Source organism: Vibrio kyushuensis (genome assembly GCF_050337325.1).
Lineage (GTDB): Bacteria > Pseudomonadota > Gammaproteobacteria > Enterobacterales > Vibrionaceae > Vibrio > Vibrio kyushuensis.
Map to the genome: position 1 here is coordinate 222,877 of NZ_JAKJSV010000004.1, position 14,956 is coordinate 237,832.

Genomic DNA, 14,956 nt, shown 5'->3' on the forward strand with positions numbered 1-14,956 from the left:
ATGAACTTGGAACGTTCCGAGCGTATCGAGATCCCCGTCCTACCTCTACGTGATGTAGTGGTTTACCCTCATATGGTTATTCCTTTATTTGTTGGCCGTGAAAAATCAATCAGCTGCTTAGAAGCGGCGATGGACAACAATAAACAAGTACTGTTAGTTGCACAAAAACAAGCAGATACAGATGAGCCAGAACAAGAAGACTTGTTTACAGTTGGTACTGTTGCGACGATTTTGCAGCTATTGAAGCTACCAGACGGTACGGTTAAGGTTCTTGTTGAAGGTCAGCAGCGAGCGAAAATTACTGAATTTAAAGAAAATGAGTTTTTCTTAGCGGATGCAGAATTTCTAACAACGCCTGAGCTGGATGAAAAAGAGCAAGAAGTTGTAGTACGTAGTGCTATTAATCAATTTGAAGGCTTCATTAAGCTCAATAAAAAAATCCCACCAGAAGTATTAACATCTTTAAATGGCATCGAAGAAGCGGCACGTTTAGCCGACACTATTGCTGCGCATATGCCACTTAAGTTAGATGACAAACAACAAGTTCTTGAGTTATTAGATGTTATTCAACGTCTAGAGTTCTTAATGGGGCAAATGGAATCAGAAATCGACATTCTTCAAGTCGAGAAACGTATCCGTGGCCGCGTTAAAAAGCAGATGGAAAAATCTCAGCGCGAATACTATTTGAATGAGCAGATGAAAGCGATTCAAAAAGAGCTGGGTGAAACAGAAGACGGCGTAGATGAATTCGAAGTTCTAAAGCAGAAAATCGAAGATTCTAAGATGCCGCAAGAAGCCAAAGAAAAAACAGAACAAGAGCTGCAAAAGCTTAAGATGATGTCTCCGATGTCTGCTGAAGCAACTGTGGTTCGTAGCTATATTGATTGGATGGTTGGCGTTCCTTGGGCTAAGCGTTCTAAAGTGAAAAAGAACCTAGCAAAAGCAGAAGAAACACTGAACGAAGACCACTATGGTTTAGAGCGCGTTAAAGAACGTATTTTAGAGTACCTCGCCGTTCAAAACCGCATCAACAAACTGAAAGGTCCAATCCTATGTTTGGTAGGCCCTCCAGGTGTTGGTAAAACCTCATTAGGCCGCTCAATCGCAGCTGCAACAGGTCGAAAATACACTCGTATGGCACTGGGTGGCGTGCGTGACGAAGCGGAGATCCGCGGTCACCGTCGTACTTATATCGGCTCATTGCCAGGTAAACTAATCCAGAAGATGTCAAAAGTGGGCGTTAAAAACCCGTTGTTCCTTTTGGATGAAATCGACAAAATGTCATCGGACATGCGTGGTGATCCTTCGTCAGCATTGCTCGAAGTATTGGACCCAGAGCAGAACAACGCATTTAACGATCATTACCTAGAAGTTGATTACGATCTTTCAGATGTAATGTTTGTTGCTACATCGAACTCGATGAACATTCCTGGTCCACTTTTAGACCGTATGGAAGTGATTCGTCTTTCGGGTTACACCGAAGATGAAAAGCTGAACATTGCTAAGAGTCACTTACTTGATAAGCAAGTACAGCGTAACGGATTAAAGCCTCACGAGATCACGATCGAAGATTCGGCAATTATCGGCATTATTCGTTACTACACGAGAGAAGCTGGTGTTCGTAGTCTAGAGCGTGAAATTTCAAAGATTTGTCGTAAAGCCGTGAAGAATATTCTGCTGGATAAAGAGCTGAAATCTGTCGTAGTCAATATGGATAATCTTAAAGATTACCTAGGTGTTCAGCGCTGTGATTTTGGTAAAGCTGACGATAGTAATCGAGTGGGCCAAGTAACCGGTCTAGCATGGACAGAAGTTGGTGGTGATCTTCTAACTATCGAAACTGAATCGATGCCAGGTAAAGGGAAATTAGCTCAAACCGGCTCGCTAGGCGATGTCATGCAAGAATCTATTCAAGCAGCGATGACGGTTGTTAGAGCACGTGCTGAGAAATTAGGTATTAACTCCGATTTCTATGAAAAGCGTGATATTCACGTGCACGTTCCTGAAGGTGCGACACCTAAAGATGGCCCAAGTGCTGGTATTGCAATGTGCACTGCGTTAGTTTCAAGCTTGACAGGAAACCCTGTAAAAGCTGAAGTTGCGATGACGGGTGAGATTACCCTTCGTGGTGAAGTATTACCTATTGGTGGCCTAAAAGAGAAGCTGCTTGCAGCCCATCGTGGTGGCATAACTACAGTATTGATTCCTAAAGATAATGAACGTGATTTGGAAGAAATTCCGGACAACGTAATCGCTGATCTGAAGGTGATTCCGGTTCAATGGATCGATGAAGTTCTTAAAGTTGCACTTGAGCGTGACCCGTCTGGGGTCGAAATTAACGCCTAAAAGAGTGATGTGTAGCAAAAATAAGTAAAAGATTACGCTGATTAGCCTAAAAATGCTTGTCAGCGTTTTTTTTGGACGCTAACTTACCAACTAAGGCTTAAGCCAGTTGTATCAAGGCTTGGGCTAAATTCAAAAACGTAAATGGAACGATAGCTACCTACACAATAATAACAGGTAGCACAAAGGGGAATCACAGTGAATAAGACACAACTAGTAGAACAGATTGCAGAGAACGCTGACCTTTCTAAAGCATCAGCTGGCCGTGCATTAGATGCATTTATTGAAGCAGTAGGTGGTACATTGCAGTCTGGCGATCAGGTTGCTTTAGTAGGCTTTGGTACATTCAGTGTACGTACTCGTGCTGCACGTACAGGCCGTAACCCTAAAACGGGTGAAGAGATTCAAATTGCAGAAGCAAAAGTACCAGCATTCAAAGCTGGTAAAGCACTTAAAGACGCTTGTAACTAAGCATCGAACAAGTCTTTTGTAAAGTTAGCTTCTGTAAAAACAAGTACTGGCTTTATAGACCATGATATTTATGCGCATCCTACTGATGCGCATTTCTTTTTCTGGTATCATCACGCAAATAATTTTTTATGTCGAAGTTTGATGCTTCGTCTTCAGAGAGCAATTAAATTATGATGGAACGGTTTCGCGAAGGCGTGAATGGCCCTTTTGTTAAAATAGTCCTTGGACTTATCATCCTTTCATTTGTTTTTGCTGGTGTAGGTAGCTATATCATCGGTGGAAACGCAAACTCGGCGGCTACTGTTGGCAGTGCTGAAATCAGTCGTGGTGATTTCGAACAAGCTTACCAAAACGAACGCAATCGCATGCAATCTCAACTAGGCGATTACTTCGCTAGCATGCTTGCTGACCCTACTTATGTAGAGTCGTTTCGTAAATCTGTCTTAGACAGAATGGTTAATGATTTATTATTAGAGCAACACGCTGAGTCTCTAGGACTACGTGTGAGTGATGCTCAAATCAGAACAATGATTTTAGAAATGCCACAATTTCTGAATAATGGTCAATTTGATCAAGAGATTTATCAAGCAGCGCTTCGTCGTGCCGGTTTCTCGGCCGAGAGTTTTGCTCTTTATCTACGTCGTGATCTCATTCGCAACCAATTACTAACTGCATTACAAAACAGCGATTTTTCTCTTGACGGTGAAGTTAAAGCGCAAAGTGAACTTATCATGCAAAGTCGTGAAGTTCGTACTGTAACGTTACCAGTGGCTGAAATGGCGAACTCTATTGAGTTGAGTGATGCAGAGATTGAAACTTTCTACAACGAAAACTCTGTGCGCTACACGCGTCCAGAACAAGTGAAAGTAGGTTATATCGAGCTGTCTGCTGAACAACTTAAGCAAACCATTCAGGTTTCTGATCAAGATATCGAACAGTACTATCAAGATAACCTTGATAAGTACTCGACAGAAGAACAGCGTCGAGTTAGCCATATCCTAGTTCAGGGTGATGCAGAGGTTGCAGATAATATCTTAGCTGAGCTTAACTCAGGTGCAGATTTCGCGGAACTTGCTCAAAAACAATCACAAGACTTTGGCAGTGCTGAAGAGGGTGGTTCATTAGGTTGGATCGAACGTGATGTAATGGACCCTACATTTGAAGATGCTGCTTTCGCTTTAACTGAAATCGGTGATATCTCAGGTGTTGTAAAATCGAACTTTGGTTACCACATCATTAAACTTGATGAATTAAAGGATTCGATTGCTCAACCGTTCAACGAAGTTAAAGAAGAGATTGCATCGGAACTTGCGGATCAAAAAGCTGTTGATGAATTTTACGAGCTTCAAAGCGAACTTGAGAAAATTGCATTTGAGTATCCAGATTCTCTAGACGACGCAGCAGGCGCAATCGACCAGCCAATCCAAGCAACTGATTTTATCTCAGCTCAAGACGCGCCAGAAGTGTTGCGCTCTCAAGCGGTTATGCAAGCAATTTTAAGTCCTGAAGTTAAAGAAGACGGCTTGAACTCTGAAGTAATTGAAGTCGCTCCAGAGCATATCATTGTGGTTCGTGTTGACGACCTTCGTGATGAGGCTGTACTGCCACTTTCTGAAGTGTCAGAGCAAGTAAATTCTGCGCTTAAGCAAGTTAAAGGCGAACAGCTTGCAATCGAGCTGGCTGAAACAGTACTTGAGTCGTTATCAAACGGTGATGAGGCTGTCTTAGCGGAACATGATTTACAATTTGGTGAGACAGAAAATATTGATCGCCGTGCTCCATTAGCCGAAACTGTCTTTGCTATGGCGAAGCCAACTGAAGGCCAGTCTGTTTACGGGCAAGCTAAGGACTTTGAAGGCAATATCGTTATAGTGGCACTGGATAAAGTTGAAGTGAACGTGGACACTCAGTTTGTTTCGCAAGTTGACGCTCAACTAACCCAGCTAAATAATCAGCAAGACCTTTCTGGTATTCTAAGTATCTTGAGAGCAAATACTGAAATTGATTACTACATAGTTAATCAATAATCTTATGATTCAATGAATCGTGAACAATTAAATGATTAAAATGTAATTGATATTTATATTAAAACGGGTCGCTTATGCGGCCCGTTTTGTTATCTGAAATATTCACGCGTAATGCAAAATTAGATGGGTAGGCTAACGACTTTAAACCAACAGTGAGATGACCTATATGTTAATCAAATCCATTATTTTAAGCCTAATGTTGTTTATTTTACCCAGCACACATTCATTTGCCGCAGACTCATCCAAATATGAGGGCATTGAAATTACCGTTAATATCAATCAAGCGACTGCGGAAGAGTTAGCTGCGCTACTCACAGGCATAGGTATTAAAAAAGCTCAAGCAATCGTTGATTACCGAGAAGAGCTTGGAAAGTTTGAAACAGCAGAAGACCTAGTCAATGTCAAAGGTATTGGTGAGTCTATATTGGAGAAAAATAGAACTAGAATCCTACTGTAAAATACTTCTTCGCTTGTCTGATCAGGCAAGCGTCCAATTTTTATTCTATTTTATCTGTTTCTTTACGAAAACCTGAATCGAAACTAGCACCGAACTCTCATTCGCATTATAATTTTTCGCCGACAAAGCTAACACTAGACTTTTAGCGATCAACTTACGTGGAGTGAAACATGGCACTTGAAACACCAGTGATTACTGTAGATGGACCAAGTGGTGCCGGAAAAGGTACCCTTTGTATGCTATTGGCCGAAAAATTAGGTTATCAACTTCTCGACTCTGGTGCTATTTATCGAGTCCTCGCGTTAGCTGCAATTCATCATGGTTTAGATACTGAGTCGGAAGATGTTTTGGTTCCCCTTGCAACTCATTTGGATGTGCAATTTATCGCCGAAGGTGATTTAGTCAAAGTCATTTTGGAAGGTGAGGACGTATCACACGAGCTGCGTAAAGAAGAGACAGGAATGGCAGCGTCAAAAGTGGCTGCATTACCCCGAGTAAGAGAAGCATTATTGCGCCGCCAGAGAGCGTTTTCTGATGGTAACGGACTCGTTGCTGACGGGCGAGATATGGGTACCGTCGTTTTCCCCCAAGCCACAGCCAAAATTTTTCTGGATGCCAGCGCTGATGAGAGGGCGAATAGACGCCTTAAACAGTTGCAAGATAAAGGTTTAGATGTTAAATTTGGCGACCTTTTGAGCGAGATTCAAGAGCGTGACGATCGCGATCGCAACCGTGCTGTTGCTCCTTTACGTCCTGCTGTTGATGCGCTATTGCTGGATTCGACCTCGATGAATATCGATGAAGTCGTCGAAACAGCCATGAAGTTTATAGAATCTAAATTGGCTGAGTAGTCTATACTCAGTCAACTGAGAACGTCGGTCGCAAGGATGATGACTGGCGAATTTATCAACCCCATGCGGTAGGATACCCATGGACGTTTAATTAATTGAAGATTAAATAATGACTGAATCTTTTGCTCAACTCTTTGAAGAGTTTCTATCTGAAACTGAATTTAAACAAGGCAGTATCGTTAAGGGTACTGTAGTAGCTATCGAGAACGGTTACGTTCTTGTTGACGCTGGTCTTAAGTCTGAATCTGCTATCCCTGCTGAACAATTCAAGAACGCTGCTGGCGAACTTGAAGTTGAAGTTGGTGCTGAAGTAGACGTAGCTCTAGACGCTGTTGAAGATGGTTTCGGTGAAACTCAACTTTCTCGCGAGAAAGCGAAGCGTCACGAAGCTTGGATCGTTCTTGAGAAAGCTTACGAAGAAGCTGAAACTGTTGTTGGTATCATCAACGGTAAAGTTAAAGGCGGTTTCACTGTTGAACTAAACGGTATCCGTGCTTTCCTTCCTGGTTCTCTTGTAGACGTGCGTCCTATCCGTGACACTGCTCACCTAGAAAACAAAGAGCTAGAGTTCAAAGTTATTAAACTTGACCAGAAGCGTAACAACGTAGTTGTGTCTCGCCGTGCTGTTATCGAATCTGAAAACAGTGTTGAGCGTGATGAGCTTCTTGAAACTCTACAAGAAGGCAGCGAAGTTAAAGGTATCGTTAAGAACCTTACTGACTACGGTGCATTCGTTGATCTTGGCGGTGTTGACGGTCTACTACATATCACTGATATGGCGTGGAAACGTGTTAAGCACCCATCAGAGATCGTTAACGTAGGTGACGAGATCCAAGTTAAAGTTCTTAAGTTTGACCGTGAGCGTACTCGCGTATCACTAGGTCTTAAGCAACTTGGCGAAGATCCATGGGTAGCAATCGCTAAGCGTTACCCAGAAGGTCACAAGCTTTCTGGTCGTGTTACTAACCTAACTGACTACGGCTGCTTCGTTGAAATCGAAGAAGGCGTTGAAGGTCTAGTACACGTTTCTGAAATGGATTGGACTAACAAGAACATCCACCCTTCTAAAGTTGTTAATGTTGGCGACGAAGTTGAGGTTATGGTTCTTGAGATTGACGAAGAACGTCGTCGTATCTCTCTAGGTCTGAAACAGTGTAAAGCTAACCCTTGGCAGTCATTCGCTGAAGCGCAAGCTAAAGGCGATAAAGTTACTGGTAAGATCAAGTCTATTACTGACTTTGGTATCTTCATCGGTCTTGACGGCGGCATCGACGGTCTAGTACACCTATCTGACATTTCTTGGAACGCAACTGGCGAAGACGCTGTTCGCGAATACAAGAAAGGCGACGAAATCTCTGCAGTAGTTCTTGCAGTAGATGCAGAGCGTGAGCGTATTTCTCTTGGCGTTAAGCAAATGGAAAATGACCCGTTCAATGCATACGTTGCTGATAACAAGAAAGGTACTCTTGTAAACGGTAAAGTAACTGCAGTTGACGCTAAAGGCGCTACTGTTGAGCTTGAAGAAGGCGTAGAAGGTTACATCCGCGCTTCTGAAGTTTCACGCGACCGTATCGAAGATGCATCTCTAATCCTAAGCGTTGGTGACAGCGTTGAAACTAAGTTCACTGGTGTAGACCGTAAGAACCGCGTAATCAACCTATCTATCAAAGCTAAAGATGAAGCTGAAGAGCAAGAAGCAATGGCTTCACTGAACAAGTCTGAAGACGGCGGGTTCGGTAATGCTATGGCTGACGCATTTAAAGCTGCGAAAGGCGAATAATAGCTTCTCGTAAGAGAATATTAGCTATATAGCTAAGAAAGGAGCCGAAAGGCTCCTTTTTTTTTTGCTTAATTTCTCGATAGGTCTATAATTTCTAAAAAGAAAAGCGAACGAGGAAAACTATGACTAAGTCTGAACTGATTGAAAGACTCTGTTCTGAGCAAACACATTTGTCTGCAAAAGAAATAGAAGATGCTGTAAAAGATATATTAGAACATATGGCAACTACTCTAGAGAGTGGTGACAGAATAGAGATCCGTGGTTTTGGCAGCTTCTCGTTGCACTTTAGAGAGCCACGTGTTGGACGTAATCCTAAGACTGGTGATAAGGTTGAATTAGAGGGTAAATATGTGCCTCATTTCAAGCCAGGCAAAGAATTACGCGAACGCGTTAACTTATCTTAATTAGTTAATTATAAGATTGTTAAGAAACGGCTAACTGTAATGTTAGCCGTTTTTTTATCATTAGAATGTTCATAATAGCCATGGTTTGTGAGGTGATTTTCCTGCATAATCGTACCTGCTATCAATATCAGGGTAACGGATTATGAAAATTATAAAAATCATTGTAGTACTTGCTCTTTTCCTTATTGCACTTGCTTTAGGATCTCAAAACCAAGCTGTTGTTACTTTTAACTACTTGCTTGCGCAAGGAGACTTTCACCTTTCAACCTTGCTTGGTGTCGTTTTTGTTGCTGGCTTCTCTTTAGCTTGGGTCATATTTGGTAGTCTTCATTTTAAATCTCAGCTTCAAGTTCGTAAGTTAAATAAAAAGTTGAAAAAAACGACTGCTGAAAAAATGCCAATCCAACCAAAAGTATAGATGCGGTAGACTTTCCTAAATGTTAGAAATTCTCTTCTTGTTATTACCAATTGCTGCTGCCTATGGGTGGTATATGGGTAATCGTAGTGCTCAACAAGATAAACAGAAACATTCTAATCAAATGTCTCGTCAATATGTGACAGGTTTGAACCTGCTCTTGTCTGATCAGTCAGACAAAGCCGTCGATCACTTTATTGAATTGCTTCAAGTTGACGACAACACAATAGATACGCACCTAGCTCTTGGTAACCTATTTCGTTCTAGAGGAGAGGTTGATCGTGCTATTCGGATTCACCAAAATCTAATCTCTCGCTCTGGTTTAACTATCGATCAGAAAAACATTGCACTCCAACAGCTTGCCAAAGATTACATGGCTTCAGGATTCTTAGATCGAGCAGAGAAAATATTTGAACAACTTATTGAAGAGCCAGATCACAGAGAAGGCGCACTGCAACAGTTAGTCGCGATTTACCAGCAAACACGAGAGTGGGCCAAGGCGATTCATTTGGCTGGACTGTTAGTTAAACTCGGTAAACCTCGGATTAGAAGCTCAATTGCTCATTTTTGGTGTGAGCTCGCCATCCAAGAGAAGCAAGATGGCAATATTAATAAATCTATTCAGTATTACCAACGCGCATTAAGTGAAGATCCTAAGTGCGTTCGTGCAAGTATATTGTTGGGTAAGCAATTCTTAGAGTCAGAGGACTATCAGCAAACGATTGAGCACCTAGAAAACGTACTTGATCAAGACAGTGATTTTGTAGGAGAAGTCCTACCTATATTAGCTGATTGCTACTACCACCTTGGTAATGAGAGTGGTCTTGTTGAATTTTTGAGGCGTTGTATTTCCAAGAAAACAGGCGTATCTGCCGAGTTAATGCTGGCTCATCTTGTTGCTCAGCATGAGGGTACCGGTGAGGCACAGAATTTACTTACTCGCCAGCTAGTTAAGAACCCAACAATGAAGGGCTTTTACCGTTTGATGGATTATCATTTAGCGAACGCTGAAGAAGGCCCGGCTAAAAACAGCTTAAGTACACTTCAAAAGCTCGTTGGTGAGCAGCTTAAACTCAAGCCACATTATCGCTGCCGGAAATGTGGTTTCTCTACGCACTCAATGTATTGGCATTGTCCATCCTGTAAGGGGTGGGGCGTTATTAAGCCGATTAGAGGCTTAGACGGCGAATAGTTAGCTTTTTAAGTAATACTTTTAGTAAGAACCAGAACCAGTTGATAAGAACAATTTTAATACTTAGGAGATAAAATGAACGACCAAAAAGTGATCGTTGCTCTAGATTATGACAAGCAAGCAGATGCTCTAGCATTTGTGGATAGAATTGACCCAACATCTTGTCGTCTTAAAGTTGGCAAAGAAATGTTCACTTTGTTTGGACCAGACTTCGTTCGAGAACTCCATAAACGCGGTTTTTCAGTATTCCTCGATCTAAAGTTTCATGATATTCCAAATACTTGCTCGAAGGCTGTTAGAGCTGCCGCTGAACTTGGTGTTTGGATGGTCAACGTCCACGCTAGCGGCGGTGAACGAATGATGACCGCTTCACGAGAAATTCTAGAACCGTATGGAAAAGATCGCCCGATGCTTATCGGTGTTACTGTGCTAACGAGCATGGAACAAAGTGACTTGGCGGGTATTGGTTTGAATCTAGCACCCCAAGAACAAGTTATTCGTTTAGCAACACTAACGAAAAACTCAGGTCTTGATGGCGTTGTCTGCTCTGCACAAGAGGCTTCGATGTTAAAAGGTGAATTAGGACGCGAGTTTAAGCTTGTAACTCCTGGTATCCGTCCTGTAGGAGCATCTGTAGGCGATCAGAAGCGTATCATGACTCCGGTTGACGCTATTCAAGCGGGTTCTGACTATCTTGTCATTGGGCGACCAATCACTCAAGCAACGGATCCGGCGTCTGTGTTGAGCGAAATCAATAAGACACTTGTTTAAATTATATGTGAGCAAGTGTTTATATGTAAAAAAGGTCAGCTTGTGCTGACCTTTTTTGTATCTGGTGACTTATTTAAACAAGTTTGGCTATCTAATGAGGGCATCCACTGTGAAATTTGAAGTCGTCGTCTTTGCGAGTAATCAATTCAGCTTCAATTTTACCAAAATATTGAATTCTGTCTGTTATATCTTTCCCCGCAATGTTGGCAGCAAGTGTTAAATAATCTTGGTAGTGGCGAGCTTCTGAACGAAGTAGAGATACGTAAAATCGTTCCATCTCTTTATCTAAATGAGGTGCTAGTAATGCAAATCGTTCACATGAACGAGCTTCAATGTATGCACCAATAATTAATTTATCAACGAGTGCCTGAGGTTCGTAAGTGGCTACGTTTGTCAGCATTCCTTTTGCATAACGACCTGCAGGTATAGGACGATGAGCTATTTCTCTTTCTTCCATTATTTCTAATACTTGATAAAAGTGATGAAGTTCTTCTTTGATTAAGAGTACCATCTTATCGATCAAATCTTGATTGTATGGCGAGTTATCCTTTGCTGTCAGGTTTTTGGTTATCTGACTTTTCCCTTTCAAGCTTTGTGTCGATCCTTGCTTTCGATATGCAAACTCTTCAAATGGTTTGAACCAATCTAATAGTAGCTGAGCGCTAGGTTGGTCTACGGCATACTTTCGAAGAAGATACATCGCAGATTGACCTGCTTTTAATTCACAGAGCAGGTGATCAATTAAGATGATGTCTAGATTATCAGGGCGCTTGGCTTGCTCAATCCATTCTGGAGGCGTTGAACAGTGTAGAAAGTCAAGAATAGGGGCAAGTAAGGTTTGGTTATCCATAGTTCTCTATTAATTGTGTATCGCTAAAAATAAAAAAGGCCGCAACAAGCGGCCTTAGGGCAGAAATTATTGTTACCATTTTTTCTTTTGACCAAACAGTGCGTCCATATCGTCTTCTTTTTCTTTTTCTTCGATCTGTTGTAAATCTTCCGCACTTTTGTTTTGGCGCTTTTGCTCTAACTCATCAAACATAGTTTGCAGCTTGTTACGAGCTTGATTCGAGTAATCATCATTTTTCGAGCTAAGGGCATCAATGCCTTTTCTCAATAATTGAATTGCTGTGCCGGGCTGACCGCGAACAATAGCATCGTTGGCACGCTTAATAACATTTTCAATATTGATACGAACTTGAATAGATTCTAGTCTCGCATTTTCAGCGACATAAGCTTGAGTTTCGAAACGGCCTTTATTGTGCTCAGTGCGAATAGTATCTCGAAGTCTTTTAACTAGTTTAAGCATTACAATCGCTTGCTTATCGCTGCTCGGAACTTTAAATGTCGTGCTATCACCACCTTGATAATTGTCGCGAAGTTGAGTGATCTGCTGCTTCATATTCTCAAGGCGTTGCGCTAATTGTTTATTCTTTGGGTCTAGCTCATGCATATTATTTAGAGCATCAAGGATACGAGTATTAAGGCAGACAAGCAGCTCTTTACTAAAAGGCATATGGTGAGCGTTACCGATAAGATCTTCAGTAGCATCGATAACGGCGATATACCGGGCTGACTCTTGTTTCTTTGCCGTCTCTACCTTTACTTTGTATTGCAGCATGATGTTATAACCAAGCACCAACACTAATAAGACGGCTACTAGAGCGATAATTAATCCAATATTCATAAATTCCATATCTTTGTGTTAGATGGTTAGCGTTTTAGGATACACGATCCGAATAAGTTACGGCACCTATATATCAACACTTTTATTATTACTGTTTGTCATTTGATTATTAACCAAAAGTTTGAATTAGCACAGTAATATGAGGGTTAGCTTGCAAAATTACCGTTTGTTCTGAGTGACAAATGAACGAACTGAACGCATGCTCCCAATTTCTCTACCAATTGTAGCTCAATAGCGTTATAACTAATAATTATAAACTATTAGTGCCTACTAGACCGTCGGCAAGGATTTCGAGGTCATATAATGAAACTACAGCAGCTAAAATATATAGTTGAAGTTGTAAACCATAACCTAAACGTATCTGCAACAGCAGAAAGCTTGTATACCTCTCAACCCGGCATTAGTAAGCAAGTTCGTTTACTCGAAGATGAATTGGGTATTGAAATATTCGAACGTAGTGGAAAGCACTTAACTCAGGTGACTCCAGCTGGCATCGATATCATTCGTATATCTCAAGAAATCCTTTCTCGCGTTGAAAGTATTAAGGCGGTTGCCGGAGAGCATACTCATCCGGAAAAAGGCACGCTCAATATATCGACCACTCATACACAAGCTCGTTACGCACTCCCTGATGTGATTAAAGGTTTTACGTCACGATATCCTAAAGTTTCGCTGCACATGCATCAAGGAACGCCGAGTCAGATGTCTGAGGCTATAGCTAAAGGTACGGCTAACTTTGCTATCGCGACCGAAGCGCTTCATCTTTATCAAGATGCGATTATGTTGCCGTGTTATCACTGGAATCGTTCAATTGTTGTGACAAAAGATCATCCATTGGCAAACAAAAAAGACGTCACTATCCATGATTTAGCCAGTTATTCACTTGTAACGTATGTATTTGGTTTTACTGGACGTTCGGAGTTAGACACTGCGTTTAATAAAGAGGGGCTAACACCACGAGTTGTCTTTACCGCCACGGATGCTGATGTGATCAAGACTTATGTACGGATGGGGATTGGTGTTGGTGTTATCGCGAGCATGGCCATTGACAAGGAAACAGATGGCGATTTAGTGGCGATCGATGCAAGCCACATCTTTGAGGCAAGTACTACGAGTATCGGTTTCCGCCGAGGCACATTCCTACGTACATATATGTACGATTTTATGGAGAGATTCGCTCCTCATTTGACTCGCCCTGTAGTCGAGCGCGCGACATCATTAAAATCGAATGCAGAAATCGAGGAAATGTTTAGAGATATTGAACTTCCAGTCCGTTAAACCTTCCTAAAATTATGACTTCCTCTTACACTACGCTGATATGGGGGAAGTCATGCAAAATACCTTTAAAAAACTCGATCAGTTTATGCTGGATAATCAGGTGCTTTGGCGTTTTGAGCCTTTTCACGATAGTATAAACCCATCTAATCCTTGGAATGAACCCCATCCAGGGTTATCGGCCTGGTTAGAATCATTAGATCAGGGTGATATTGAACAGTTCAAATCTGATTCGCTTAGTTTATCTCAACATATTCAGCGCTTTTGTCCTGAACTTGCAGAGATTAACACCCTTATTCAGTTACCTTTTCAAGACGCTCAACCTTTGGCGTTTGACTCTCACCTGTTTAACGGCATCCCCGGGCGAAAATTAGAACAGATTACCTCAATGGGCGAGCTTTCTGTTGAGCTGCATCGGGGTGAGGAGTGGTTAGAGTGGTGCTCAGGCAAAGGATACTTAGGTCGAATTCTAGCGGCTAGCACAAAGCAGCAAGTCACAAGCTTTGAGTTTCAACATTCACTATGTGAAGCAGGCCAAAGTCAAGCTGAAGCTCTTGAGCTTCCAATGACTTTTATTCAAGGTGATGCGTTAATCGATGAACCTTTAGCCTGTATGCATGACAAGCAGCACGCGGTGGCGCTTCACGCTTGTGGTGATTTACATGTGAATCTGCTTTATAAGGCGACACAGAAATTCTTACCAGCAATGACCATTTCTCCTTGCTGTTATCATTTAATTGAATCTGATCAATATCAGCCTATGTCACTATTAGCCCAATCTTCAAAATTGGTACTGTCTAAGCAAGAGCTACGAATACCCTTGCAGGAAACAGTGACAGGCGGCGAACGTGTTAAGCGTCATCGTTTTCAAGAAATGTCGTATCGGCTTGGGTTTGATCTCATGTTGCGAGAACTTGGCATTTCAAAAGAGTACATCGCCATTCCAAGCATTAAAAAGTCTCAGCTAGCGCTAGGGTTTGAATCGTTCTGCATCTGGGCCGCTAATAAAAAGAGCTTGAATCTTCCATCCGTCAACTTTACTGAGTATCACAATAAAGGGATTGCGCGTTTTTGGCAGATGGAACGTATCAGTCTGATTCAGCAATTGTTTCGACGCCCACTGGAGTTATGGCTTGTTCTCGACAAAGCGTTATATCTGCAACAACAAGGCTACAACGTATCACTCTCTCAGTTTTGTTCAAGAGAAGTCACGCCTCGAAATATATTGCTCCACGCTTATCGTGACTAATTTGTCTTTATGTCTCTTTTTTGTTGCCTTATTG

General features: G+C 41.8%; 14 protein-coding genes. 12 read left to right on the forward strand and 2 right to left on the reverse strand.

The window, feature by feature from the left end; all coding sequences use genetic code 11:
* The 10 genes from lon (at nucleotide 1) to pyrF (ending at nucleotide 10,711) form a co-directional block, all read left to right on the forward strand.
* The gene (gene lon, locus L4D20_RS10160) at nucleotides 1-2,346 is read left to right on the forward strand and encodes an endopeptidase La (protein WP_428801459.1); all 2,346 of its coding nucleotides are present in this window, start codon (nucleotides 1-3) and stop codon (nucleotides 2,344-2,346) included.
* A gap of 195 nt (nucleotides 2,347-2,541) precedes the next feature.
* Nucleotides 2,542-2,814, forward strand: a complete 273-nt coding sequence (locus L4D20_RS10165; protein ID WP_102404411.1) for an HU family DNA-binding protein — start codon at nucleotides 2,542-2,544, stop codon at nucleotides 2,812-2,814.
* 170 nt (nucleotides 2,815-2,984) lie between these two features.
* Nucleotides 2,985-4,841: a peptidylprolyl isomerase gene (gene ppiD, locus L4D20_RS10170; protein ID WP_428801460.1), complete on the forward strand. Its 1,857-nt coding sequence runs from the start codon at nucleotides 2,985-2,987 to the stop codon at nucleotides 4,839-4,841.
* A 196-nt stretch (nucleotides 4,842-5,037) separates the two neighbouring features.
* Nucleotides 5,038-5,298, forward strand: a complete 261-nt coding sequence (locus L4D20_RS10175; protein WP_428801735.1) for a ComEA family DNA-binding protein — start codon at nucleotides 5,038-5,040, stop codon at nucleotides 5,296-5,298.
* A gap of 170 nt (nucleotides 5,299-5,468) precedes the next feature.
* The gene (gene cmk / locus L4D20_RS10180; protein ID WP_428801461.1) at nucleotides 5,469-6,149 is read left to right on the forward strand and encodes a (d)CMP kinase; all 681 of its coding nucleotides are present in this window, start codon (nucleotides 5,469-5,471) and stop codon (nucleotides 6,147-6,149) included.
* Nucleotides 6,150-6,258: 109 nt separating this feature from the next.
* Nucleotides 6,259-7,929, forward strand: coding sequence for a 30S ribosomal protein S1 (rpsA, locus tag L4D20_RS10185; RefSeq protein WP_428801462.1), 1,671 nt, complete (start codon nucleotides 6,259-6,261; stop codon nucleotides 7,927-7,929).
* 122 nt (nucleotides 7,930-8,051) lie between these two features.
* Nucleotides 8,052-8,333, forward strand: coding sequence for an integration host factor subunit beta (gene ihfB / locus L4D20_RS10190; RefSeq protein WP_428801463.1), 282 nt, complete (start codon nucleotides 8,052-8,054; stop codon nucleotides 8,331-8,333).
* A 142-nt stretch (nucleotides 8,334-8,475) separates the two neighbouring features.
* Entirely contained in the window at nucleotides 8,476-8,751 is a 276-nt protein-coding gene (locus tag L4D20_RS10195) for a LapA family protein (protein ID WP_428801464.1), read from the forward strand.
* A 19-nt stretch (nucleotides 8,752-8,770) separates the two neighbouring features.
* Nucleotides 8,771-9,940 carry a lipopolysaccharide assembly protein LapB gene (gene lapB, locus L4D20_RS10200; protein WP_428801465.1) on the forward strand — a complete coding sequence of 390 codons (1,170 nt, stop codon included), beginning with the start codon at nucleotides 8,771-8,773 and terminating at the stop codon, nucleotides 9,938-9,940.
* A gap of 75 nt (nucleotides 9,941-10,015) precedes the next feature.
* Nucleotides 10,016-10,711, forward strand: a complete 696-nt coding sequence (gene pyrF / locus L4D20_RS10205; protein ID WP_428801466.1) for an orotidine-5'-phosphate decarboxylase — start codon at nucleotides 10,016-10,018, stop codon at nucleotides 10,709-10,711.
* A gap of 91 nt (nucleotides 10,712-10,802) precedes the next feature.
* Here the strand turns inward: pyrF and miaE are convergent, their stop codons facing one another.
* Together miaE and L4D20_RS10215 are read right to left on the reverse strand one after the other, a co-directional pair.
* Entirely contained in the window at nucleotides 10,803-11,561 is a 759-nt protein-coding gene (gene miaE / locus L4D20_RS10210) for a tRNA isopentenyl-2-thiomethyl-A-37 hydroxylase MiaE (protein ID WP_428801467.1), read from the reverse strand.
* A 72-nt stretch (nucleotides 11,562-11,633) separates the two neighbouring features.
* A complete protein-coding gene (locus L4D20_RS10215) occupies nucleotides 11,634-12,398 on the reverse strand; it encodes a DNA repair protein (protein ID WP_428801468.1) in 765 nt (254 codons plus the stop codon).
* Nucleotides 12,399-12,701: 303 nt separating this feature from the next.
* Here L4D20_RS10215 and cysB point away from each other — a divergent pair, with 303 nt between their 5' ends.
* Both cysB and L4D20_RS10225 read left to right on the forward strand, forming a co-directional pair.
* Nucleotides 12,702-13,676, forward strand: coding sequence for an HTH-type transcriptional regulator CysB (gene cysB, locus L4D20_RS10220; protein WP_428801469.1), 975 nt, complete (start codon nucleotides 12,702-12,704; stop codon nucleotides 13,674-13,676).
* A 52-nt stretch (nucleotides 13,677-13,728) separates the two neighbouring features.
* Nucleotides 13,729-14,922, forward strand: a complete 1,194-nt coding sequence (locus L4D20_RS10225) for a methyltransferase (protein ID WP_428801470.1) — start codon at nucleotides 13,729-13,731, stop codon at nucleotides 14,920-14,922.
* Nucleotides 14,923-14,956: the final 34 nt, after the last annotated feature.